Consider the following 25,887-nt stretch of genomic DNA (forward strand, 5'->3'; position numbering starts at 1 on the left):
GATTACTTCACTCCCAGCTCAGTAGTACGCTTCACAGCTGCCAGAACACTTCTTTGCAGACCTGCTGCGAAATCACTGTTATTTAATTCGAACAAGCCATGCATTCCGACACCGCCTGGTGAATTATTAATATCAAGCAGTTGTCTTGGATGCAGTCCTGTCTGCTGCAGCATAGCAACCGATCCCATAACGTTCTCCAGCGCTACCTTCCAGGCTTGCTCACGCGGCAGTCCGGCAAGTACACCTGCATCTACAAAAGATTCAATGAAATAATAAATATAGTTGGGGCCAGCCACACCAAATCCAGTGAAAATATCCATCAATGCCTCATTCAGATATTGCACCTTACCAAATCCGAGTAAGAAATGCTCCACTTGATCACGCGTAGCGTGAGCATTTAACGCAACACCGCTATATCCGTAGCCTGTATCCGTCAAAGTATTGGGAATAACTCGGATTATGGAACGATCAGCTCCAAAATACCCGGCTAATTGTTCATTCGTCACACCCGCCACAATCGATACGATTGCGGAAGTGGATGTAGCAAATTGCTGTACAATTTGTCCAAGTGTAGTCAAATCATCCTGTGGCCGCACCGCAACCACAATCAGATCTGCTGTAGCTAGGCTTTGCTCTTGCGAGCTTTTCGTATCTACTCCGTATTTGGTATTCAAAAACTGAAGACGGGTCTCATTAATGTCTGATACACTAATTTGATCTACAGACAGGGTGTTATTGGATAAAGATGCACGAATGATCGCTTCCGCCATCTGTCCTCCACCAATAAAATGGATCTTCTCTTGTGTCACAACATTCACATCCCTCATTAATTGTTGTCCCATGCTTCAGGCAGAATGAAACCATCATATTTCTCTATTCCACGAATATATTCTTCGAACTCTTTAGATTCATAAGCGGCTTTCAAGTCTTTCGCCCACTGTGTATTTTCATCCTTTTTATTAACCGATACGATAATTCTGTGTTCCATAGGCGTATTTTCGATTTTCAAGGCATCCGTAATCTTTCTGTCTGAATTAGCAATATAATTCCCGTTTACAACGCCGTAATCAACATCTTGCAGTGAAACAAGGATTTGAGCAGGATCCAATATTTTAATATCAATGTTATATTTATCCGGCTCCATACTGTTGATGTTAAAATCAGCTACGCCCGCGCCATCTTTAATCTTGATCCAGCCCAATTCTTCAAGGATACGCAGTGCACGCTCTTGGTTAACCGGATCATTCGGAACAGCTACGGTTGTACCATCTTTAACATCGTCAAGTGTTGTATGATTTACGGAATAAAGACCTTGTGGTGCACCAGGCGCATAAGCAATTCCTACCATGTCTGCTTTGATTTCTTTGTTGATTGCCTCCATATATGCTGTGCTTTGGAAGATACTTGCGTCAATAGAGCCTTCCTTCATCGCTGGATTGACCTGCATATTTTGTGAAAAGGACTTAATTTCAACGGTATAGCCTTGTTTCTCTAGGATGGGTAGAATCGATTGGCGGAATTGCTCCTCATAAGTTCCCACACCAAATCCAATGGTAAGCTTCTTCTTATCTCCGGAATTATCGGATTGACTATTCCCGCAAGCCGTCAACACCGCTAGAACCCCAATCATCAACACTACTATCAACTTTTTCATAACTTCATCTCCTATTCAAATATAGATTGTTTTAGTTGTGCTAACGCCTCATCCGTCACATTAAGCGGGATAGCGCAATTTGGAGAAAGAATAAAAGGCTGGTCTTTCATTAATGTCAATGCTTCTTTAGCCTGCTGCTTAATTTGTGCGATATCGTTTACAGCGAACAACCCATGATCGACGCCACCTACTTTAGTAGCTTTGAGATCCGCCTCTAAACCTGGGTTCCCCTCGGCTACAGTATCCCAGCTGATCCCATCAATTCGATAATCATTAAATTTCTCAGGCTGTGCATAGGCTCCACAAGTATGGAGAATGTTTTTGCCATAGCTTGCAGCTTCTAAGACTATAGAATCATAGGGTCTGGAGAACTCATCAAACATGGCTTCATTAAATAATCCTGGATGAGCGGTGCCTGTCACAGCGTAGAATAAGCCGTCAGAACCCACATGCTGCAGCTCTTGTACATAATCGGCTAAGGTTAATGAAATTGCATGTAACGCATGGTGTGCTGCCGCACGATGCTCCTTAAATAACGACTCCAAAGTTACCGGATGCTCAATGCCAAACACTGTTTTTGTAACATAAGCAGAACGCCCTACAATAAATAGCAATACAGTCAATGGAGAAAATACCGTTTGGATTAGTGGGGTATCAGGTAGTCCTTGACGAATTTTTCTAACCCCGTCTAAGTGTTCTGCCAAGGAAGCTGTATGCACAGCCTTTTTGACTTCAATATCCCATAGATTAGTCGCTGATGGAATCGCAGTCGTTTGCTGCCTAGGAAATACAGTCTGATAGTCCGTAAAATCATATTGATTGCCCCAAGCTTCCGCCAAATAAGTCGCTCTAGGATTAATCTTGACCCAGTCCCAATCATATTGCTTCGTGAAAGAAATCGTAGTTTGTGCTAGGTCATCTGCTGTTTGTTCTTTGTCGATAAAATGACGCCACCCACTTACAATTGGACGATCTGCCTTTTCACCGGATAATATTGCGTTAAATCGATCTTGCTTACTCCATTCACTCATCTGCCAAACTCCCTCCCGGAATATGTAATGACTAATAACGGCGAATTTTTCTCGCTAGCGTGTTACCTAAGGATTGAATGCCTTGCACTAAAATAATGAGAATGATCACGGTAGCTACCACGACAACCGTATCAAAACGTTGGTATCCATATACAATCGCCAAGTCTCCGACACCGCCGCCTCCAACCGTTCCAGCCATTGCAGTAGCACCGATCAACCCGATCGTTGCCGTTGTCAAAGACAGAATTAATGATCCAACCGCCTCTGGCAATAAAAAGTACCATATTACTTGAAATGGCGTAGCCCCCATCGCTTCGGCGGCTTCAAGAATTCCCGGGTTCACTTCAAGCAAGGAGTTCTCTACCAAACGTCCAATGTAAGGAGCAATATAGATAATTAATGGTACGATCGCTGCGCTTGTGCCAATCGAAGTATGAACAATCAAACGTGTGAAAGGTACGATTGCCACAAGTAAAATAATAAATGGCAGAGAACGTATGATGTTAATAATCGGATTAAGTATGGCGTAAAGCGCTTTGTTCTCCAAAACACCACCAGGACGAGTGATTACAAGCAATATCCCAAAAGGAATCCCAATCAAAGAGCCAACAAACAAGGAGACGCCAACCATCTGAATCGTTTCAATAATCGCCTGCAGAAATTGATCACCTGTTAATGTGGTCGAAAACATTAGATTCTACCTCCTCTACACCGACTCCATGACGTTTTAAGAAAGATAACGCATTGTTAATTTCAGCTGTATCTCCACTGCATTGAATAATTACTGTGCCCAGTGTCGTTTCCTGAATCTCCGTCGTATTCGCAAATAAAATATTGACCATCACATCAAAGGAACGAATCATTTCGAACAGGATAGGCTCAGATGCACTTTCACCAACAAAATTAAGCTTATGAAGAACACTGCCAGGCGCCGTTTTAATGGTTTTTTGCACGCTCGGTGTAATGCTGTTCTGAATAACTGTCTTCACAAAATTTTGAGTGGTCTTATGCTTGGGGCTACCGAATACATCTAGTACGCTACCTTGCTCTATAATCCGGCCTTCTTCCATGACCGCTACCTTATTACAAATCTCTTGAATGACAGACATTTCATGTGTAATGATCATCACTGTAATGTTGTACTCTGCATTGATCTTTTTTAATAGCTGTAAAATAGAATGGGTTGTCTGTGGATCTAAGGCAGAAGTCGCTTCATCACATAAAAGGATAGATGGATTCGAGGCAAGTGCTCTAGCAATCCCTACACGCTGCTTCTGCCCACCTGACAATTCACTGGGATAACTCCCCGCTTTGTCACTTAATCCAACAAACTCTAGCAACTCTTGTACACGCTGACGGATTTCATTCTTATTCTTTTTTAGAAGAACCAGAGGAATCGCTACATTATCAAATACTTTTTTAGATTCTAATAGATTAAAATGTTGAAAAATCATGCCGATATTCTTCTTAGCCGCACGCAGCTCTTTATCGTTATAGGTTCCTAAATCACGCCCGGCAACAAATACTTGTCCTTCTGTCGGTCTTTCCAAATAATTGACTAAACGAATTAATGTACTTTTCCCCGCACCACTATAGCCGATAACGCCAAAGATATCGCCTTTATCAACCTTTAAATCGATCCCTTTAAGAGCATCAATCGTGATTCCTTTCCGAGTGAACGTTTTGGAAACCTGTTTTAGTTCAATCATATACATTCCTCTCAATCATCTTTAGGATTTAGGTCTAGGAGATTAATTAAGCTTTGACTTGTAGCTTCACCAGCGCTTTTTCTGCCAATAAAGCGAAGTACTTCGCAGCGGGTAAAATCGCAGCTTCATCCACATCGAACTGAGGGTGATGTAAAGCATAGGCTGGGCCTGATCCTATATTTACAAAAGCACCCGGTATCTGTTGTAAATAAAAAGAGAAATCTTCTCCTCCCATTTGCGGAGGGATATCATGTACTATATATCCGGCATCTGAAGCGACCTCTTTGGTAAAGTCAGCCCATTCTCCATGATTAATCGTTGCTGGTGGTCCTGGATACCAATGTAGCTTAGCCTCTGCTTCAGCAGCTGCAGCAATCCCTTCAATAATTCGAGTCATTTGGACTGGAATTTGGTGACGGATCTCTTCATTGTAAGTTCGCACCGTACCTTCTAATTCCACTTTTTCCGGCAGGACATTCCATGTGAAGCCCCCATTAATTCTGGTGACACTTAACACAACTGGTTCAGTGGTGCTATTTTGGCGGCTAACAATGGTTTGTAGCGACGTAATGATCTGAGCCGCAGTGACAATGGAATCTACACCTTTTTCCGGAGTAGCCGCATGAGCGCCGACACCTTTTACCGTGATTTCAAACCGATCAACACCTGCTGTTAAAGCTCCCGTTCTAGTTCCAAATGCTCCAGTTGGCAGGTCTGGTGAATTATGTAGACCAAATATTGCATCTACACCCTTGAGTCCTCCTGATGCTAAGACACTTTCCGCCCCATGCCCTGTTTCTTCTGCTGGTTGGAACAATACTCTAACCTTGCCAGGCAATTCACTTTCACGTGCCTTTAACAATAAGGCAGCTCCTAGAATCGTAGCCGTATGAAAATCGTGCCCACAAGCATGCATTTTCCCAGGAATCTCAGAAGCAAAAGATAATCCAGTCTGTTCCTCTATCGGAAGTGCATCAATATCACAGCGAATGGCTACAACAGGTCCGTTACCTTGCCCGATCTCTGCAATAAGTCCGGTTTGTAATGGAAGGTCTAAAATATGAATATTGGCGTTAGTCAGCCATTCTCGTAATTTCTCAGTGGTCTTAAATTCTTCATAAGCTAATTCAGGCTCTCTGTGCAGGTTTCTTCGAACATCTATTAATTGATTTGCTAAAGCTTGATCAACTTCATTAAGTAAATTCATAGTATAGTGCTCCCCTTTCTTTATGCTTCCAACTTTTCTTCAATACCTTTAATCCGGTCAAGTGCAGTAGCTAGACTGCTTAAAATATGATCTCGCATTGCTTTTTCAGCGCCATCTTCATTGTGGTCAGCAATCATTTGCAAGATCAGATCATGTTCTTCATCTGCCTGTGTATTCCAATCTCCATGCATGGAGACGAAACGACAATAACGAAGGGAATGATCTCTTAATTGATTCAGAACTTTTTCGAACGTTCTAAGCTCACTGATTTCTGATAAATAATCATGGAACTCAAATCCATAGGTAACGAAATTCTGATTGTCGCCAAGCTGGAAGGAGTGTTTCATTTTGGTAATCATTGTCGTTAAATTAACAATATCTTTCTCTGTAGCATGCTTAGCTGCACTTCTTGCAATATAACCCTCCAGCATGCTGCGAATATGAAATATTTCTTCAACCTCTTTGAGTGTCACAGAAGCTACCCGCAGTCTTCCATTTGGCTGTCGAATGAGAAAATCCTCGTTCTCCAATCTCTGTATGGCCTCTCTTAGTGGCGTACGACTAACTCCTAATAACGCCGCCAAATTTTCTTCATGTACAGGTTGATCCGGCTCTAATTCACTATCAATAATTTTTTGTTTTAATGCATCGTAGGTATTATCCTTTGACAGCCTTCGTGTTCGAATCGCCATATCTATGTAGCTCCTCATCGATAATCTGTCAGGCAAGAGAGCCTCAACAATATATTTGTATAATTGTATACAATTATTAGTTTTGAATGGATTCGTTCAATCTTTTTTATACTATATTCCAATTAATCCACCTAGTCAAGTAGGATTTAGAGGAATAATGTATTTATCTTCAATATCAAAAAAAGCTCTACAACCACAAGGGTCGTAGAGCTTTTTTTGATGATTTTTTAGACATTGAATTAAATTAAAATTTAATAATCCCTGAGGTATGAAGCAATACCAAAAATACCAGAATCGGCGCAACATACCGGAGCATAAACAACCAAACGCGGAACCAACCTGCCTTAAGCCCAGCCGCTTCTGCTGCCCCTTTCCAGAAATAACCGGCAAAGATGGTAACCAGCAAACCGCCTAGTGGCAACATAATGTTAGAGGTTACAAAATCCACCCAATCGAATAGCGCTTTGCCGCCAAACGATAGCTCAGGGAACATTCCCAGAGACATCGCCGAAGGAACACTGAGTAGGAAACATACTAGCGACAAAATCCAAACTGAACGTTTCCGGCTCCAATTCCAGCGCTCCATCGCGAAAGATACAGGTACCTCAAGCAGGGAAACAGCAGAGGTTAAAGCCGCAATCGCCAGCAAAATAAAGAACAGACCGCCAAAGAATGCACCAAACGGCATAGCTGAGAAAGCTGCCGGCAAAGCAATGAAAATTAGCGAAGGGCCTTGATCGGGAGCAATGCCAAATGAGAAAGTCGTCGGAAAAATGATTAATCCTGCGATAAACGCATATAACAAATCTCCCGCCCCGACTGCGAGCGCTGCAGTTCCTAGCGATTGTTTTTTATCCACATAAGAGCCGTAGGTCAGGAGTATTCCCATCCCTAGCGACAATGAAAAGAAAGCATGTCCCAATGCGACTAGCGCAGATTCCGCCGTTAATACCGAGAAGTCCGGTTTTAGGAAAAAGGATACCCCTTCTTCTGCACCCGGTAAGGTTACTGCGCGAATCATCAATACAAAAAGAAGAACGACTAGACCAGGGATTAATACTTTATTAAATTTCTCAATCCCGCCTGATACTCCAAGAATAACTACACCCGCTGTTATAAGGATTGCTATCCCCTGCCAAACAATCGGCATAGGTCCAGAGATAAAGGAGTTGAATTCACCTGCATAATTACTAGAACTAAACAATTGTCCATTAAATGCGATCATTGCGTAGTTCAGCGTCCATCCTGCAACAATGATATAAAAGGATAGAATTAAAAATGGTGCAAGGACTTGCAGAAATCCGACCGCCATCCAGCTCTTCCCGCCTCCGGCACGTACAAATGCAGTAGCCGCGCTTCCACGTCCGCTGCGACCGATGGCCAGCTCTGCCAGCAATACCGGTAAACCGATCAATACTAGACATACAATGAAGAGAAGGAAAAAAGCCGCTCCTCCATTTTCTCCAGTAATATACGGAAATTTCCACATATTCCCCAGACCTACTGAGCTTCCGATAGCTGCGAAAATAAAGCCGGCGGAAGAGAATCGCTCCTTCTTCTCCGAGAGAAGATTTTTTTCACCTTTAAATTGATTCATTCTTATGCCCCGTTTTCTTTTTTTCTTTTTTTAGACCTCATTATAGCCTATGTTAGCATGATCGTCATATGAAAATTTTCTGAATATTTATATCGTTTTCAATAATTATCCAAATTAGACATGAAATTCATCAAAAAAAAAAAGGAGCTACATGCCCTAGTCTTGGACTAGAACCGTAGCTCCTTCTTCAAATTCTTTTTCTAAAAAGAAATTATTCTTTTACAGCCCCTACCACAATCCCAGTTACAAAGAAACGTTGCAGGAAAGGATAAACCAATAGAATTGGCAAAGCACTAATGAAAATCTGCGAGGCCCGGATGGTTCGCTGTGATAAATTAGCAACGGCGGCCGGATCAAGCTTAGACATATCTGCCTGAACGATAATCGTCTGCATAAACGTTGCTAGCGGAAGCTTGTCTGCATCTCTGATATAAATAATACCGTCAAAATAAGCGTTCCAGTGTCCTACCATAAGGAATAGAGAAACGGTCGCAATAACAGGTAAGGAGACCGGTAAATATATTTTCACAAAGGTCTGAAAGTGTCCTGCCCCATCAATAAAAGCTGCTTCCTCAAGGTCTTTAGGTACGGTACGGAAGAAATTCAGAAGCAAAATGATGTTAAATACAGCCACTAATCCAGGAAGAATAAGTGCCATCAATGAATTCATAAGACCAAGCTTCAGAATTAGAATGTAACCCGGTATCAGACCTCCGCTGAATAGCATAGTGACAACAAAATACCAAAGATAGACGTTTCTTGCACGAAAGACTCTTGTTTCCTTAGACAGCGCATAAGCTGCAACCGTATTTACCACCAGCGCTAGACCTGTTCCGAGTACTGTCCGTTCCACAGACACCCACAAGGAGTTAAGGAAATTGACATTATTAAACGTCTTTGCATAGGCTTCAAAGGTAAAGCCAATCGGCCAGAATGTGACTAATCCAGCATTAGCAGGTGCGGATGCACTAAGAGATACCATGAGTAAGTGGTACAAAGGTAGCAGGCAGAGCACGGAAAGGATTGTCAAACACACATTATTGATTATACTGAATATTCGATATGGAATTGTTTTATGGTACATCAGTTGTCATCCTTTCTAGAAAATTCTGTACCCTGCAAATCTATAAGCAAGTCGGTAAGAGACTACGATTAACACTAAGCTAATTAACGATTTAAATAGATTAACTGCGGTTGCGAAACTGAACTGTCCGCTTAGAAGACCTTCTCTATACACGAAGGTATCAATGATATCTCCCTGCTGATAGATCAATGGACTGTACAAGTTAAAGATCTGGTCAAAGTTTGCATTTAGCACATTACCCAGTGCCAAGGTTGCGATTACGATAGCGATTGGGATTAACGCTGGGATTGTGATATACATCGTTTGCTTCCAACGCCCCGCCCCATCCACTTCAGCAGCTTCATAAAGTGATGGATTGATACCCGAAAGTGCCGCTAAAAAGATAATCGTATTGAAACCAAACTCTTTCCAAACATCACTGGCAATGATAGTGAACCTGAACCAGTTGCCGTCTCCTAGGAAGAAAATCGGCTTGATGCCGAATACAGATGTGAGGAATTGATTGACAATACCTGTCTGAGCAAGGATATCAATAAGAATCCCTGAAAGTGTAACCCAAGACAGAAAGTGCGGAAGATAAACGAGTGTTTGAATAGTTCTTTTAAGGCCCATTCTTCTTACCTCATTAAGCAATAAGGCGAAGATAAACGGAATAATCAAGTTCAAAACAATTTTGGAGCAAGCAAAAAATAACGTATTCCACGTAATGGACAGGAAATAATCATTCTCCCACATGTACCTGAAATGCTTAAGTCCGACCCACTCGGAATCAAAAAAACCTAGTGCAGGTTTATAGTCTTGAAATGCCATAAGAATTCCGGACATCGGAATATAAGAAAAAATAAAAACCATGATTGCCGCTGGCAACACCATAAAATGGAGAATCCATGGTTGATTAAAGCCTTTTTTTCTTTTTTTACTCGGCTGACTTTCTAGGCTCGCCTGTGGTATCGAGTTAACCTCCATATTAGCCTCCATAGCTCTCTCCTGTTCCCAAAAAAAATATTTTGTGTGTGATGGGGATCTCTGCTATAAATAGTATCAGGCGTTTCTCAGGTTTGACTATATAACATTGTTAGGCTTGATAGGGTTTTATTAGGACAACATCTGGAGGGGCATTTATGAATTTATGGAAGCGCTTTACAATACTTAGAGGAAACTTACAATCTCGATTTAGTCTGTTTGCCAAAATAAACAGCTTGATCATAATCCTATTCATTCCCATCATTATCATGTATACCTTTTCAAATAACGTCACCTTCGAGGTTGTAGGCAAAGAGTTGCAGACGTCCAATACGAAACAACTTACTTTTTTATCCAATCAGATCGATTCGCGAATTAATCAGATGATGGACTTCACTCTTATTCTGTCAAGAGATCCCAACGTCAGGGCATTCAATGGACTAAATGTATGGGAAGATCGATATGATCAGATGCAGACCAGATATATTCTCCAGGAAAAGATGGTGCTTCAAGCTGGGGTTACAGATATTTGGCCGACCAGATACGCCGTTCATTCACAGCAAAATAAAGATGTCATCGCCAATTACGACAGACCCATCGGGTATGACGAGGATTATTTAAAAGCAAATATGAGCGGAAGATGGACGTACGGTGATCATGGTGTGGAATCTCAAGGCGATCTAAAATCCTTTTACTGGTTCTTAACGGATTCCTTAGCTCAGCCGGGGACATTAACGGGAAGTAGCCTAGTCATTGAAGCTAGTTTTAGTTATACGAACATTCAGAACATGCTCGATTCGTACAAAGCAGGTGGACAAGGCGATCCGTTCTTCTATCACAAAGGGGAGAAACCGATCCTCAACCGTAGCGCGGACAAGCAGCTATCCGACGAACTAGTTAATTACCTGGATAATCACTCTCCAGAGAATACAACTCAGGATGTAGTGAAACTAAATGGGAAGAACTATTTGGTCAGTTCTGTGAAATCAGCCTCTTTGGATTGGCATTTAGTAGATGTTGTCCCGCTTTATCAAATTCTCAAACCAATTTCTCTTAGTCGGGATTTATTCTATATCACAATGATTCTGCTATTTGTTGTGGGAGTATCCTCTTCCATTCTGCTATATAGAAACGTTCAATATCCAATTAAAAAGCTAGTCAGCGGTTTACAGCGCGTACAGCAAGGAGATTACTCCGTACGGCTTCATAGCAATGAGCAAAATGAGTTTTCGTTTCTGTTCCGTCGTTTTAATGATATGTCCCATCAAATTCAAGACCTGATAGAAAATGTATTTAATGAAAAGATCCGAGCTCGAGAAGCTACTCTCAAGCAGCTTCAAGCGCAAATTAATCCACATTTCCTCTATAACTGTCTTGGTTATATTATCAATATGGCCCAGATGAAGGATGAAGACGCTGTCGTATCAATGGCATATAATTTAAGTGCTTACTACCGTTATACCACCCGTATGGAACGGGAGACGGCTTCTTTGGAGGAAGAAATCAAGCTCTTGGTCAACTATTTAGATATCCAAAAACTGCGCAACGGCAGAATTGATTATCATATTTATATTCCTGAGGATATGCTTAGCCAATCTGTACCTCGCCTAATGCTCCAACCTATGGTGGAGAATTCTGTGATTCATGGAGTAGCGAAGTCCTATTCATCAGGCGAGATCAAGATTAGTGGTGAGAAATCAAACGGTTTCTGTAGAATTTATATTGATGACGACGGCCCCGGCTTGAATCCGGATCAGCTAGAAGCATTAAACCGTAAAATGCAAGAGCCTTTACAGGAGGAAATGGGTTGTGGTCTTTGGAATACGAATCAGCGGATCATGCACCTGTTCGGCAATCATTCAAGTCTTACCTTCAAGCCATCCCCTCTCGGTGGATTCCGAACAGAAATTGTCTGGGAAATCCCAACTGAGGATGATAGTTATAAATTAAAGGAACATCAAGGAGACTAACAACATGCAGATGATCATAGTAGACGACGAAGCACACTGGGTAGATAATCTTTCCATGACTAAACCCTGGCATACGCTAGGAATTGAACAGGTGCATAAAGCTTATTCCGCACGTGAAGCGCTGCAAATTATCGATACGCATCCCATTGATATAGTGATCTCAGATATCCAAATGCCAGAAATGACAGGAATTGAATTGATTGAACGAATAAGAAAACACAATAAAAAAATAAAGTGTATTATATTATCCGGTCATTCAGAATTTGATTATGCCAAAAAAGCACTACAAAATAAGACCGTGGATTACTTGCTTAAACCGCCTACTGATGATGAATTGCTCGGAGCAGTTAAAAATGCGATCAATCAATTAAACGCAGAATGGGAGCTCATAAGTTCACTTAAGCGGACCCAGTTTACCCTTCGGGAGAATCTTCCGGTTTTACGGGGGCGATTACTCCTGGATGCCTTACAAGGACATCGATTTCAAGCCGGTGAATGGGAACGGAAGCTTGTGAGTTACGATCTGCCCTTCCAATCCGGAGAAGCCGCTTTGATGCTTGTACGAATGGAAGAAGAATTCGGAGAATTTGATAACACAGATCAAACCTTGATCGAATATGCGATCATTAACATGGCTGAAGAAATTATGGGAGAATTTATGGAGGTCTGGGGGGTTAAGGAAGAACATGGTTACCTTGTGTTTCTGCTTCAGCTTAAAGATCAAGGAACCGACCTTGAAAAAGAATCCATATTAGAGAAGCTTTCTTTACAACTTCAGTATAAGGTTAAGCAATTTCTGAAAGGTTCACTATCCATTGTAATCACGGAGTGGTTCAAATTCCCTGAGCAGCTGTCGACTCGTTTCCAGCAAGCTTCATCTTCTTTCCGTCAAATTGTCGGGGATGAGCGTGAATTCATTATGCGCGTCAGTGACTTGGAGCTTCCTTCAGTGCATGGCCCCTTAGATGCTCTTTATACCCCTCCCACTTTGATTCATCTACTGGAGAGTGGACATTGGGATGCGGCTGAAGAAAAATTGCTTGCCGTCTGTGCCGAGCTAGATGAGAAATGGTCTGAATCCTGGGAGCATTGCATGGAGGCTGGTTTTTTAATTACTGCCTCTTTCACGAATCTCGCACATCGTAATGGTCATACATTGGCAAACTTAATGGGGACCGATATCGAAGCGTTGCAGAGCGGGGATGCTTTTTCCAGCATTAGTAAACTAAGAAAATGGTCTCTAAGTGTTCTGGCCCAGCTAAAAGAAGGAACATCCAACGAAATTAAAGACATTCGTTCCGAATATGTAAAGAAAATTCAAGATTATACGGATAAGAACTTGCATGATGATGTATCGTTACGTGTTCTAGCTGACCATGTAAATCTCCATCCGACACATTTATCAAAAATCTATAAGATTGAAACGGGTGAAGGAATCAGCGATTATATCTCGCGCTTGCGGATGGATCGTGCCTGTCATAAGCTGAAGACCACCACTAAAAAAGTCTATGAAATCAGCATGGAGATTGGATATATGGACCCTGCTTATTTTATCAAAGTATTCAAACGGCAGTTTGGGGTAACACCGCAGGAATATAGAGACACAAAATAAAGAGCATGATAGAGTCCTATCAAAACTAAAAATCTCATATAGATGACATCCCCGACAAGTTGTTAAAGTTACACTTGTAAAGATCATACACAGTAGGGGGAATTGAAGAATGATCAAGTTCAAGAAAATGTGGTCGCTTCTCACGGTCACAGCACTTATCACTCTCACAGCATGTGGCAGTAGCGGCACATCTAATGAGAACACCAAAAATGGTAACGCTACCAATAATACCCAATCCGAAGCAGATGCTGCTTTCGCAAAAGGCAAATACGATCCACCAATCGAGTTCAGTGCCGTATTGATGCCTAAGAAGTATGTTCAAGGTGATACCAAAGAAAACAACGTTCACGATCGCTGGATGCTTGAAACATTGGGTATGAAGCATAAAGATACTTGGTATCCTGCAAATGACGATCAATACAGACAAAAGCTTCAACTTGCCATTGCTTCCGGCGAAAAGCTTCCTGATTTCGTTTTTGCACCAACTAACGCAGTATTGACCAATCAGCTTATTGATTCCGGTCAGTTCATCGCTATTGATGAGTTATTTGATAAGTATGCCAACAAAATTCTGAAAGATCACGTTGCAGCACATCCAGAACTTTGGTACCCATTCACTAAAGACGGCAAGAAGTATAATCTGCCGATCCTTGAATATACCGACAATGATGATACGCTCTTGTGGTTGCGTGAAGACTGGATGGAAAAGCTGAACCTTGAAGCGCCTAAGACCATCGCTGATCTTGAGAACATCATGGACAAATTCAAAAACGAAAACCCTGATGGCTTAGCACCTAAAGATGTGTACCCGCTTGCAATTTCTTTGAAAAACAATACAAATACCTGGATGGGCCAACTCGACTGGTTATTCGGGGCATACGGTACGATTGAGGAACAATGGAACAAAGACAAAGACGGCAATCTAGAATACGGTTCCATTAACCCAGGTGCTAAGCAAGCACTCGCGAAGCTTAGCGAATGGATGGATAAAGGCTATATTCACACGGACTCCGCTCTTTGGGATGAAGGTAAATCTGCTGAGAGCTTCACGAAAGGTGCAGCTGGTATTCTGCCAGGCGCCAACTGGGTTCCAGACTGGCCCGCTCCCGACCTTATGAAGAATGTACCTGGTGCGAAGATTAAAGGTTATCCGGTTCCAGCAGGACCCGATGGTTTGATTGGAACCAAATGGCAGAATTCCGGTGTAAACGCTAGTATCATGATTAACAAGGATGCTAAGCACCCTGAAGCGATTTTCTTGTACTATAACTACTTGCTTGATAACCTAGCTAACCCGGCTGCAGGCAGTCAATATGAATATGGCTTTGCTAAAGGTTACGACTGGGATATGATTGATGGACAACCTACAAGTGATAAAGACAAGATTAAAGACTTCTCCAATGAATTCCCATTCTTAACAGGTCCGGCCCGTATTCCTGATCTGTTTATGAAGACTTTGGTTAAACTTGCTGATGGCGAGACACCTGTAACACCTTATGAAAAACAAATGGCAGAGTTCCGTAAACCAGAAAACTGGGCGGCAGGAAAAGTTGTTATGTCGCAGTTAGACGTCCGTAAACAAAACTACTTTACTGGTGCTGCTACACCAACAATGGTTTCTAAATGGAACCTGCTTCGTCAGTCCGAAATGGAAACTTTCAACAAAATTATTTATGGCAAACTGCCAGTAGACTCTTTTGACCAATTCGTTGCCAATTGGAAATCCAATGGCGGTGACCAAATCACCAAAGAAGTTAACGAATGGTTCAAGTCTGTATCCGCGCAATAAGCTTTCACAAGCATAGCAACAAGCAGGAGCGTTCATTCGCTCCTGCTTGTTTTTTTATATAATTCGCACGCCTCTGGTAAAATAGCCAGATTGCCGCTCCCTTTTGGAAGAACACTTCATGGTTGCTTTTGATAGATTACCCCATTTGTCGTCCATCTGTCACATAACTGTTCTCCCTTAATAATAAGGCATTCCCCATCAAGCCTAATAATTACTGGCAAGTCATGGATATAAAATTCCGAGCCTGATTTGGGCACTAACTTCTTTTTAGAACCATCTGGAGTAATAATATGCCCCTCAACCAATTGAAGCTGCTCATTTATTTCCTCACATCTGTAAGTACCATATGGCATTGTAAAGCCGCAAAAAGGTAAATAATTGATACCCAGAAAATTTAGTTGCGAATCAACATAGTCTTCCCATCTACTCTCTGAAATTTCCAACGAAAGTTTACTTATAGGAGCTGAGTCGAAAAGCTTTCTTGCATATCTACCGTAATCTCTTAAGAACATCTTATAGCCTTCCGCCCCTGAAGGACGATTTCTATAGTATGGTTGATGATTGTCTCTTTCCCAAATTCGCTCCAAAAATGCAGTTCCTCGACTCTTTGCAAGATAATCAATTGTGTCATCCGTATTATTCCTGTACAGGTAAATCAATGAGGGTTGAAGCGGGGATATAATCTTATAAATTTCTTCGATAAATGACTGAAGCTGGATGAATGGTGCGTCAGCTAAGATAAAGGTGTATATTTGGAATTGAAAAATACAACTGTCCAAGATTACAATTTGATTGGAGTGTAGTTGTTTCTTTACGAAATGCTCCCACTTTTCAATGGCCACTTGTTTATAACGTTCCAAGTCGAAGTTCCATACATCATATCTTTTTAATTCCGTAAACGCATCACTACCTAAGTATTCTTGATAATTCCACTCTACTTCTAGCAGATCAATTCCAATGCCACGCTTTCGTTTAATGAGAAGCTGCTCCAATATCGGAACTGTATGGGGATAACTAGCGATAAATTCTAGATACTCTTCGTTCTCCATATATGCTTCATAAAAAAATAAAGTTGGATGAGGTCTCGCTACTTCGTGAATCCATCTAGCCTGCTCGCCATTTTGCTCTAATTGTTGAAATAATATTCCTGCATTAGTTGATTTGCCTGTTGAAGGAAGCCCCTCCATCAAAATCAACCGGGATTGATTGAGTGTTCGTGGCATAATGAGTACTCCTCGGTTCCTTAAGTCTTCCCATAATATGTAAACAAAGGTGGGGGTGAGATTGAAGCTTGTGCCTAACTATATCACGCTTAGCAGAATCATTTTGGCAATAATGCTGTTATTCTTCAAGCCGTTAAGTTCGGTCTTCCTTACTATTTATGTCCTTTGCGGAATCACCGATCTGATCGATGGACCTATTGCAAGAATGACGAACACAACAAGTAGTCTTGGTGCAAAGCTAGATTCTGCAGCCGACACAATACTGATAGCTGTCACTTTATTTACATTGTATCCGTTTCTCGGACTTACACATGTAATCATCTTCTGGATCTTCATGATCGCTGTCATCCGTATAACATCGATGGGGGTTGCCCTCCGAAGATTCAAAACTTACGCAAGCATTCATACCTATGGTAATAAAATCACCGGGCTCCTCTTATTTATAACTCCTCTATGGCTTCTCCACATCGATCACTCCATTTGGAATGTCTTTGTATGTATCATTGCTACCATATCCGCCGTGGAGGAATTCATCATCCAATTCACTTCAAAACAATTAAAGTTAGACCGAAAAGGATTATTTATTAAACATTGATTCATTAGAAGCGGCTTTCAGCCTTCGATTCCGTCAAGCTCAAATAATCAAACTTCACTGAACAGCCTTCACCCTGCGGGGATTGCGCGACTACACCTGCTACGCATTCAGCACCTTTATTCATTCCAAAATATCGGATAAGTTTCCAATCCGCACCGTCCTCTGAATAAGAAAAGGTGACACACTGATTTTGCTTGGTCATACGCAAATAAGGATTGTCTACAGCAACTTGTACGGAGTTACAATCATCTGACATCCCTTCTCTTGTCACCACAGACACGATTATGGGACACTGTCCGTCGAATTCAAAACAAATCTTGGCCCAGTTATAATGGTCCATCATAAACATTAGGCAGCCTGAATCATATTTATGCCGCATATCGACACTAATTCTGGTTGTCATTTCAAAGGAAGCTCCTACAGGTGTGGATAAGAATGGTGCTGAGCTCGCGATATGTTTACCTGCCGGGTCTTGAAAAAAATCTGATTCAGGAGGTGCAATTATTGTAAGCTCATCTAAGTCTGTAAACTCCCAGTGCTCAGGACGATTCATCCAGCTCAGTTTGTTTCTTGTTTCATTTACAAATAAGTTTAAAGTCATTCTTCTTCTCCTATCGTCAATGATTTTCTGACATTCCCCATGCCTATTTCCTCTCACCTACAATTTTTCCTTTCTTTGTAATCATGCCAGATCGTTTTTATTTTTACAATCTCCTAAGGGATAATAGTGAAATAATCACATAATTTTCTAAATAAAATACCAAAAAGGATAACTCCAAGGAGTTACCCCATGATCACAGTCAACCCTCATCAGGAATGATAAAAGACACCGTAGTCCCCACACCAGGAGTACTTTTTATTTGTAAGCCAATTCCATATAATTGAATCAATCTTCTATCCGTATTAAGCAGCCCAATGCCTTGGTTCTTATAGCTTTTTGGATTTAATAGCTTGTTGACTTGTCCTTCGTCCATTCCCATCCCTGTATCTACAACGTTAAAATGGACAGCATCCGCACGTGTCTCAATGTGAATACGCAGTGTTCCACCTTTAGCCCGACTCAAAACGCCATGTCGAACAGCATTCTCAACTAGTGGTTGAATCGTAAGCGGAGGAATTAACATTTCCAGATTCGCATCTACTTCCCATTCCACATGGAGCCTCTCCTCGAAACGCTGCTGCTGGATATATACGTAATTCTCAACCAGTTCAAGCTCCTGTGACAGCGTAACGAGCTTGCCTGCATTTAAGAAGTCAAAACTAATGCGCAGATAAGTTGTGAACGCATCTGATAACTCTCTCATTTTGGCAGTGTCAAAGTCGCTTAAAGACATGATCGAATTCAGTGTATTGAAAAGAAAGTGCGGATGGATCTGCGCTTGTAAATAAGCACCCTCCATCCTCAACCGATCATTAACCGCTCGCTTCATAGATGAAAGGGACAAGGCGCGATACTTCAACTCCATAGCATCTACCGGCTTGGTGACATAATCATTTGCTCCAGCCAAGAAACCCGCATAAACATCCTCCCGCTCACTACGAGCGGTCAGTAGAATAATAGGTAATTCATACATCGTGAACCGCTCACGAATCAATCTTGTCAATTCATAACCTGACATACCCGGCATCATCACATCCGTGATGATCAAATCAAATCGATCATGGTTTAATTTATCCAGCGCTTCACGTGCAGAAGTCGCAGTAACCATCTGATAGGTTCCATCTGACAAAATATTTTGCAAAACTTTTAGATTAACCGAATCATCGTCAACCGCCAGAACACGTATAACATCAGAGTCTGGATCAAGCTTTGTGAGTGGCTCTTCTTCCTTCGTGGAATATGTGGCAGCTACCATAGCAGACGTCTCAGCAGTTATCCATGCGCTGAATGGTGACAATGTTTCCGTATCCTTCTCTAGTTGTGCATTCGAAACGGATGATTGAACACTCTCATCTACTACAGGTAATTTGAAGCTGAACTTACTACCCTGACTCGGCTGCGATTGCAACAATAATTCACTACCGTGTAGTTCGACCAGCTCCTTACAGATACTAAGTCCCAGACCGATACCACCCTCGCCATAAGCCCCTTGTTCATAACGCATAAAAACACGCTTTTTCAGTGACTCATCCATACCAATTCCTGTATCTGTAACATGGATCCATACGTGCCCTCCCACTTGCTCTGCGACTAGTTCAACCTTCCCCTGTTCAGTATACTTAAGCGCATTATGAACTAGATTTATCAGAATCTGAACTAATCGCTCCTCATCAGCATACACACACGGCAAATTCTCATCGATATCCATGCTAAGCTCCACCTTTGTTCCACCGGTAAGGAAGCGTAACATATCCAGCACACCCTCCGCCAAGGACCTTACTTGCACGGCTTTTATATTCATCACAATCCGTTTATCCTGCAATCTCACCACATCAAGCAAATCATTCAACATGAGCGACATCCGCCGACTGACCATAATTAGCAGTTCCATGTCACGTTGACTTTCTTCATCCAGCACATGTTTTTTCCTCGTTAACACGCTCTGGGCAATATTCATAATCCCATGCAGGGGAGTCCGTAGTTCATGTGACGTATTCGCCAGAAAACGGTCCTTTAATTTATTTGCCTCTGCTAATTGAGCGTTTAATAACACATTCTGATGGGATTGATGAAAGTATCTTCTAAACCAATAAGCTGAAAAAGTGGCTAGTGCAGCAATTAAATCTACCGGATAAAACATAAATTGTGAGGTTCCTGCGTAATAAATAGAAGCCCATAATATATTGTTTAACACAGCAAGCACTGAGCATAATAAAAATAATGCACCCTCAGCACGAATGAATACCATCTTCATAAAATAATAAGCCGTCCAACATACTGGAACGTAATACAGGATCATATAGACCCCTTTTTCGATCGAATATAGCACGGTATCATCTGGACCAAAGATTATAAATAGGGTAAAACCGAGAAGTGAGAGGATATAACTATAAAAGGCCTTACCTTTTCGCAGATTCCCATAGAGCTCTCTACCCATCAGGAATAGGAACAAGCAGAACCCTATATACGAAAGCACCTTTAGCTTCAACGTCCAGATAAAATCAACCTGAAGAATTCGGAACAATAATCCGTTATGTTCAACTCCAATGGATACAGCCGCTGCAACCATCATGGAGAAGAAAATAATCAATTCTGTTTTTCGCACATCCATCAAATAAATGATCAATAAATACAATCCATGTAATAGAAGCAGTACCCCTACGATTAGCTGCAAGCCAATGGAATTCCAGTAAACGGTGTCCACTTCATGTTGAATGCCAAACTCCACGGATCGTACAATGCCTCCTTTTAACGGAGACTCAAAATTTGAAGCCCGAACAAACAGATCCACTTCGTGTTGATCTGTAGGTGCATAACTAATCAGGAATGACTTCTTCACAGAGACATGGCCTTCCTTATCATTAGATAACACACCAAACCGTGAGAGAACTGTTCCATTAATCTCCACTTCAGAAGCCGTATAGATGGATTGGAACCAAAAGCTAAGTGGCTCAGATAAGGGTCGATCCAGCAGAATTCGCAAATGATACGTTCCGTATCCATATGCTTTTTTTTGTTCTTCAGGCTTGAATATAGCATTCCAGTTACCCGGAACTTGTAGCCTCTGTCCCCCAGAAACACTATCAATGTTGGCGTTATTCACCCATTGTTCAGGATAAAACTCCCATTCTCCATCCAGCGGAAAGGATCTAATTGATTCAATGTCCACCCCGCGTAAATCTAGCACACCTTGCTTCACAGTTGGTGGATTGGACAACGAAAAATGATTATGCCAACCCCAGCGCACCACAAGCAAAAGACCTATAAATACTACTATGTATAACATATGACTTAACTTAATTTTATTCTCCGAAGTTCTCATGCACGCCTCATTCTTCGACAAAATTTAATAGTCCTATATACCCATCTTCCACTATTGAACATTATAGTCTGATTATACTATATTATGAGATCTGTTGACGTAAGGAATCCAAGGATCAAAGAACAAAAAAAAAACTCCAAATTGATCGAAGTTTCCTTTTTTTCTTCATACATTATAACGACTCGCTACTCTTTTTCATTAACATTTCAACCATTTCTTTATATCCCCGATTTTGAGCATGCTCTAAGGGACTAATTCCATCAGAATCTGCAAGATAGATGTCAGCACCGTGCTGAATTAAGAGTTGAACTATAGCCTGATGTTCTTTGCCCCCATCACCCAATATAATAGCTTCTAGTAATGCAGTCCAACCCAGATTATTGACATGATCAATATTGACGTCAGAAGTGGTAAGAAGCTCTTCCACAATGTCCACATGACCACGGTCTGCAGCAGGGATGAGTGCCGTTCCCCCAAACCTGTTCAGGATTGATGTATCAGCACCTGCAGCAACAGATACCTTCACAAAATCAAGCATACCTTCAGCTCCAGCATAAAGAAGTGGATTATCCGAGCGGTTGTCGCGCATATTGATATCGGCACCTTTTTCAAGCAAAAATTTGAATATATCCAGTTGATTCGTGTGTACTGCGATCATAAGGGACGTTCTACCATCTTTGTCCGTAGAATCTATATCTGCACCGTCTGCTAATAGTTTGGCTATAAGATCCTTATCTCCTTGACGAGCAGCAGCTAACAGTGCTTGGTTCAATTTATCCATTTCATTGTTCACCTCCTGAGTTGATTGCTGCCCTTGGTTGTTTAACACCTTGAAATCATCGGTCTGACATCCAGTAATCAAGAGGATGAGTGTTAACACGAGAAAGCGCATGGCAACCAACACCTTTCCTGTGAATTATCCTTAATTCGAAGTAAATGTTGCTTGGGATGTTGCCCATGCACCCAGCGGTGTTACAGAATACACTGTGCCTGCAGCCAATTTACCATTATTCGTAATATCGAATACACCTACCGCACCTTTACGACTGGAGAATTTATACGTTGCAGCCAATGTGTCTCCGTTTGGAGCAGTTAGTTGTACACTACGGCCCGAAAATAATTCATCCCCAGGATCTTGAGCCAAAGTTACATTAATGGATGTTTCGCTGACAGCTTCCGCACCGGAGATTTGCAGTGGCGCTATTTCTTTCGCTTCGAATGATGGATTTGCTATATTGGCCCATTCGGACGTTACGGTATATTTTACACCCGGTTTCAAGACTTGTCCTTCAGGCAGCCGGAATTTCGGCTCAATCTTACCATCTGTTGATTGTGTGAATGGGACATACTTGGCAACGATAGATTCTCCACCTTCCGGAGTTATCGTTACTTGTCTGCCTTGCATGGAAGAAATGATTTGATACGTGATGCCGTTTGCTTTATTATTCTCATCTAAAACAAATGCGTTAGCACCACGACCGCCACTGTATGCAGAGATGACATATCCATAATCAATAACGCCATTTGTTTTCAGTGCTTCAATCTCGAAGGTATCGTTGGTTACCTGAGTGGTTGTCGTCATATCCACCTTCGCTGAATTTCCTACAAATGATCCTGCATTCTTACCTTTGTACGTTAAATTATAATTTGTTCCAGCTTTTTGTACCGATGTAGGAACGATGTACGTTGCAATGGAGCCCGTTTTCAGACGAGGCATATTCGTCAAGCTTAGACCATCATTGAATACAAAATCTTCTTTCGCTTTAGCAAACACTTCATTCTCAGCAGTCAATGGCGCATCCAATGTCACGATTAATGTAATTTCATTGATCGATTTTATACTTATAATTTGAGCTTTATCGGAAGGCACTGCTTTACGAGCTGTATTCTGTAAGGCTGCGACTTCTCCGCGTGTTGCGGGTTCAGGAGTGGAATTCAATTGATTTGCCCAGTAGTTAACCGATAAGACATCACGCTTCAACGCCTTTGATACTACTTGTACAAGCTCTGCATCCGTAACCGTTTCTTTAGGGTTGAATTTACCTTCTTCCGTCTCCATTATCCCTAAACCAACAAGTGCTGATGCATATTGGTAATACCATACGTTTGAATTCACATCGGTGAATGAAGCATTATTCTCGTCGGAGCCTTGTAATTTAAAGGTCAATGCTACCATTTTCGCTAATTCTGCACGAGTGATTGGATTGTGTACACCCATCGATTGATCTGCATACCCCTGCAACACACCCAGCCCTACAAGTGCTTCAACGGCTTCTTGAATTTCTTTGTCGGATACCTTCGATGCTACTGCGGATATCCCTATGTTGCTTGATGCAGGTGCTGCTTGTACATTTAACACCGCAAAGGGTAAAGAGGTTGTGCCTAGTGCTGCTGCGACCATTAATGCTGCTGCTTTTTTAGAAACTATTTTCACTGTATTTCCCCCTCAAGTATCATTAAGTTAATAGTTGCTCATGTCTATAACTAAATGATAAAGGAAAGAAATAAACTCTCCAGAAACGATTTATTAATAAAGTATTAACTGGATATTAATAATATCGAAAATCGTCAAGGATAGCGCCATTACACCGTAAATCGGTATCCCGCACCCCACACCGTTTCAATATATTGTGGATTCGAGGGATCTGATTCCAGCTTTTCTCGAATTTTGCGAATATGAACCGTCACTGTTGCGATATCCCCGCTGGAATCCATCCCCCAAACCCGTTCGAATAGATCATCTTTGCTAAACACCCGATTCGGATGACTCGCTAAAAAGACCAGTACATCGAACTCCCGCGCTGTAAACAAAACCTCTTGATTACGCACAAACACCCTGCGGGAATTTTTATCGATATGGACTCCGCGAATTTGAATCTCATGCTTCTCCATAGGTTCCAGCTTACTAAGCATGCGTTCATATCTTGTTAGGTGCGCCTTCGCTCTTGCTACTAATTCACTTGGACTAAAGGGCTTCGTTATATAATCATCCGCTCCGAGATTAAACGCCCGAAGCTTATCGATTTCTTCTTTTTTCGCAGATACGATAAAGATCGGCACTTCCTTCGCCTCCCTGATACGGCGGCATAATTCAAAACCATCGATGCCAGGTAACTGCAAATCTACGATAATAAGATTGTAATCCCCTTCCAGAGCCTGCCCAAGCCCTTCAGAACCTGTATGACATATATCAACGGCAAAACCGTTCAGCTCAAAATAATCTTTTTCCAATTGCGCTATCGTTGCCTCATCTTCAATAATCAGAATCCGTGTCATGCGACTGAAATCCTCCTTCGTCGGTCGTTCGCTTTAAAGTAAAGAACAGACTTGATCCCACACCTGGTTCACTTTCCATCCATATCGCTCCACCATGTCCTTCAATAATCTGACGAGCGATCGCAAGACCAAGTCCACTGCCGCCTGTCGATAAGCTTCGAGAAGGCTCCGCACGATAAAACCGTTCAAAGATATGTGGAAGAGCTTCAGCATCAATGCCCATTCCATTATCCTTCACTTCAACCGTCACCCATTCACTATCAACTTGCAGAGAAAAGCGGATTAAAGGCTGAGGTTTGTCCATATACTTTAGCGCATTTCCAATTACGTTCAGTAATACCCGTTTTAATTTATCCAAATCTGCAAGAACCTCAATACGTTCGGAGGTGTGATTGTCTAGCTGAAATGAAACTCCTTTATTTTCGTTATTGTAGCGCATCTCTTCGATACAGTCCTCAAGGAATGCAATAATATCAACAGCTTCGAACGAAAATGGAACCTGATTCAAATCCAGTTTGGAATATAAGAACAATTCATCGACCAATTTATCCATTCCAATAGTCTTGTTATAAATAATGTCGACGTACATGTCCATCTTCTCAGGTGTATTGGCGACGCCATCTCTTATGCCCTCAATAAACCCTTTAATATTTGTAATCGGAGTCCGCAAATCATGTGAAATATTTGAGATTAACTCTTTTCGATTCTCCTCATATTGCAGACGAAGGTTCACTGACTCTTGTAACCTCTGTCTCATCATTTCGAACGCTTTATTTAACTCCCCTATCTCATCTTTGGATTGCAGGTTAAGCTCAAATTGAAGGTCACCCTCTTGAATTCGTTCTGCGGAATCCCTTAACTTGTTCAGTGGCTTAATAACACTTCGTGTAATCCAGCGATATAATAGCAGATTCGCAACTACAAGAACGCCAATTAATATTAATGAAAAGATTGGTAGCAGCCTCCGTGTGAGTTCCGCAAATGGACTATGCTCTTTGATGACGAAAACACTGCCTTTCGCCCCATCTGAATATTTAAAGTCAAATTTGGCATAGCCATAAAATCTTTCTTTAATATTAAATGTGTTACGAATCTGATAGTTATTCAGATCGTAAGGTGGTAAAGCATCCTTTAACTCAGGTTGATTGAAGGTGCGTGATTCAAAAACGGGGTCATTCACTCGCCTTACAAATAGTCCTGCTTTCTCGGTCTTTAGCTTAAAATCATACTCCAGTAACAAATCCTTGTTCTGCAATTCATCGGGGTCATGCTTGGCTAAATACTTTAATTCTAAAAAAATCGATTCTTCTTGCTCTGACAACGGATTTAATTGATAGTGCACTTTATAAAAATCACGAAGACTGTGAACATCTCCTGTAGAAGCAATTGTAAATAAAGCTGCCGTCATTACGATCATAAGTAAACTAACGACTAGCATTCCCGTATAAGATAACAGTAATTTTATCCGAATTGACACGACTTCTCCCCTCTCACTAACAATGGAGCCGCTAAATAATCATCTCCGTATTTTAGTGAAATACTATCACATGGGGAGAACGTTT

21 protein-coding genes are annotated in these 25,887 nt (G+C 41.6%); 4 read left to right on the forward strand and 17 right to left on the reverse strand.

Going from position 1 to position 25,887, the window contains the following annotated elements; translation table 11 throughout:
- Nucleotides 1-2 precede the first annotated feature (2 nt).
- The 10 genes from proC to ACN6MV_RS19545 all read right to left on the reverse strand — a co-directional run bounded on the left by proC (nucleotide 3) and on the right by ACN6MV_RS19545 (nucleotide 9,940).
- Complete coding sequence (proC, locus tag ACN6MV_RS19500) at nucleotides 3-809, reverse strand: pyrroline-5-carboxylate reductase (RefSeq protein ID WP_419884656.1); 807 nt, start codon at nucleotides 807-809, stop codon at nucleotides 3-5.
- A gap of 17 nt (nucleotides 810-826) precedes the next feature.
- Nucleotides 827-1,654: a MetQ/NlpA family ABC transporter substrate-binding protein gene (locus tag ACN6MV_RS19505; protein ID WP_042129053.1), complete on the reverse strand. Its 828-nt coding sequence runs from the start codon at nucleotides 1,652-1,654 to the stop codon at nucleotides 827-829.
- A gap of 11 nt (nucleotides 1,655-1,665) precedes the next feature.
- A complete protein-coding gene (locus ACN6MV_RS19510) occupies nucleotides 1,666-2,685 on the reverse strand; it encodes a uroporphyrinogen decarboxylase family protein (protein WP_419884657.1) in 1,020 nt (339 codons plus the stop codon).
- A 31-nt stretch (nucleotides 2,686-2,716) separates the two neighbouring features.
- Nucleotides 2,717-3,376: a methionine ABC transporter permease gene (locus ACN6MV_RS19515; protein ID WP_042129057.1), complete on the reverse strand. Its 660-nt coding sequence runs from the start codon at nucleotides 3,374-3,376 to the stop codon at nucleotides 2,717-2,719.
- The gene (locus ACN6MV_RS19520) at nucleotides 3,351-4,394 is read right to left on the reverse strand and encodes a methionine ABC transporter ATP-binding protein (RefSeq protein ID WP_042129059.1); all 1,044 of its coding nucleotides are present in this window, start codon (nucleotides 4,392-4,394) and stop codon (nucleotides 3,351-3,353) included. The genes ACN6MV_RS19515 and ACN6MV_RS19520 overlap by 26 nt, the downstream gene beginning before the upstream one ends.
- 46 nt (nucleotides 4,395-4,440) lie before the next feature.
- Nucleotides 4,441-5,601 (reverse strand): amidohydrolase, encoded by a 1,161-nt coding sequence (locus tag ACN6MV_RS19525; protein WP_419884658.1) that lies wholly within the window; start codon nucleotides 5,599-5,601, stop codon nucleotides 4,441-4,443.
- Nucleotides 5,602-5,621: 20 nt separating this feature from the next.
- Entirely contained in the window at nucleotides 5,622-6,293 is a 672-nt protein-coding gene (locus ACN6MV_RS19530) for a GntR family transcriptional regulator (RefSeq protein ID WP_076121067.1), read from the reverse strand.
- Between the two features lie 244 nt (nucleotides 6,294-6,537).
- A complete protein-coding gene (locus tag ACN6MV_RS19535) occupies nucleotides 6,538-7,890 on the reverse strand; it encodes a sodium-dependent transporter (protein WP_042129066.1) in 1,353 nt (450 codons plus the stop codon).
- Between the two features lie 211 nt (nucleotides 7,891-8,101).
- Complete coding sequence (locus ACN6MV_RS19540) at nucleotides 8,102-8,974, reverse strand: carbohydrate ABC transporter permease (RefSeq protein ID WP_042129067.1); 873 nt, start codon at nucleotides 8,972-8,974, stop codon at nucleotides 8,102-8,104.
- 15 nt (nucleotides 8,975-8,989) lie between these two features.
- The gene (locus ACN6MV_RS19545) at nucleotides 8,990-9,940 is read right to left on the reverse strand and encodes an ABC transporter permease (RefSeq protein WP_042132288.1); all 951 of its coding nucleotides are present in this window, start codon (nucleotides 9,938-9,940) and stop codon (nucleotides 8,990-8,992) included.
- Between the two features lie 155 nt (nucleotides 9,941-10,095).
- Here ACN6MV_RS19545 and ACN6MV_RS19550 point away from each other — a divergent pair, with 155 nt between their 5' ends.
- The 3 genes from ACN6MV_RS19550 (at nucleotide 10,096) to ACN6MV_RS19560 (ending at nucleotide 15,308) form a co-directional block, all read left to right on the forward strand.
- Complete coding sequence (locus ACN6MV_RS19550; RefSeq protein ID WP_419884659.1) at nucleotides 10,096-11,907, forward strand: sensor histidine kinase; 1,812 nt, start codon at nucleotides 10,096-10,098, stop codon at nucleotides 11,905-11,907.
- Nucleotides 11,908-11,911: 4 nt separating this feature from the next.
- On the forward strand, nucleotides 11,912-13,519 hold the full coding sequence (locus ACN6MV_RS19555) for a response regulator transcription factor (RefSeq protein WP_042129071.1): 1,608 nt from the start codon (nucleotides 11,912-11,914) through the stop codon (nucleotides 13,517-13,519).
- A gap of 109 nt (nucleotides 13,520-13,628) precedes the next feature.
- Nucleotides 13,629-15,308 carry an ABC transporter substrate-binding protein gene (locus tag ACN6MV_RS19560; protein ID WP_341113750.1) on the forward strand — a complete coding sequence of 560 codons (1,680 nt, stop codon included), beginning with the start codon at nucleotides 13,629-13,631 and terminating at the stop codon, nucleotides 15,306-15,308.
- Between the two features lie 116 nt (nucleotides 15,309-15,424).
- On the opposite strand, the gene ACN6MV_RS19565 is transcribed toward ACN6MV_RS19560, so the two are convergent.
- Entirely contained in the window at nucleotides 15,425-16,531 is a 1,107-nt protein-coding gene (locus ACN6MV_RS19565; protein WP_419884660.1) for a hypothetical protein, read from the reverse strand.
- A gap of 70 nt (nucleotides 16,532-16,601) precedes the next feature.
- Here ACN6MV_RS19565 and ACN6MV_RS19570 point away from each other — a divergent pair, with 70 nt between their 5' ends.
- Entirely contained in the window at nucleotides 16,602-17,126 is a 525-nt protein-coding gene (locus ACN6MV_RS19570) for a CDP-alcohol phosphatidyltransferase family protein (protein ID WP_419886781.1), read from the forward strand.
- 4 nt (nucleotides 17,127-17,130) lie between these two features.
- Here ACN6MV_RS19570 and ACN6MV_RS19575 read toward each other — a convergent pair whose 3' ends face one another.
- From ACN6MV_RS19575 to ACN6MV_RS19600, 6 genes are all read right to left on the reverse strand, one after another.
- Entirely contained in the window at nucleotides 17,131-17,727 is a 597-nt protein-coding gene (locus tag ACN6MV_RS19575; RefSeq protein ID WP_419884661.1) for a DUF1349 domain-containing protein, read from the reverse strand.
- 199 nt (nucleotides 17,728-17,926) lie between these two features.
- A complete protein-coding gene (locus tag ACN6MV_RS19580; protein WP_419884662.1) occupies nucleotides 17,927-21,049 on the reverse strand; it encodes an ATP-binding protein in 3,123 nt (1,040 codons plus the stop codon).
- Between the two features lie 172 nt (nucleotides 21,050-21,221).
- The gene (locus tag ACN6MV_RS19585) at nucleotides 21,222-21,941 is read right to left on the reverse strand and encodes an ankyrin repeat domain-containing protein (protein ID WP_419884663.1); all 720 of its coding nucleotides are present in this window, start codon (nucleotides 21,939-21,941) and stop codon (nucleotides 21,222-21,224) included.
- A gap of 30 nt (nucleotides 21,942-21,971) precedes the next feature.
- On the reverse strand, nucleotides 21,972-23,483 hold the full coding sequence (locus tag ACN6MV_RS19590) for an S-layer homology domain-containing protein (RefSeq protein ID WP_419884664.1): 1,512 nt from the start codon (nucleotides 23,481-23,483) through the stop codon (nucleotides 21,972-21,974).
- Nucleotides 23,484-23,632: 149 nt separating this feature from the next.
- A complete protein-coding gene (locus ACN6MV_RS19595; RefSeq protein ID WP_042129085.1) occupies nucleotides 23,633-24,325 on the reverse strand; it encodes a response regulator transcription factor in 693 nt (230 codons plus the stop codon).
- Nucleotides 24,303-25,802, reverse strand: a complete 1,500-nt coding sequence (locus ACN6MV_RS19600) for an ATP-binding protein (protein WP_419884665.1) — start codon at nucleotides 25,800-25,802, stop codon at nucleotides 24,303-24,305. Before ACN6MV_RS19600 ends, ACN6MV_RS19595 begins: the two co-directional genes overlap by 23 nt.
- Between the last annotated feature and the right edge of the window lie 85 nt (nucleotides 25,803-25,887).

It is taken from the genome of Paenibacillus sp. B-A-8 (assembly GCF_048572915.1).
Lineage (GTDB): Bacteria > Bacillota > Bacilli > Paenibacillales > Paenibacillaceae > Paenibacillus_AQ.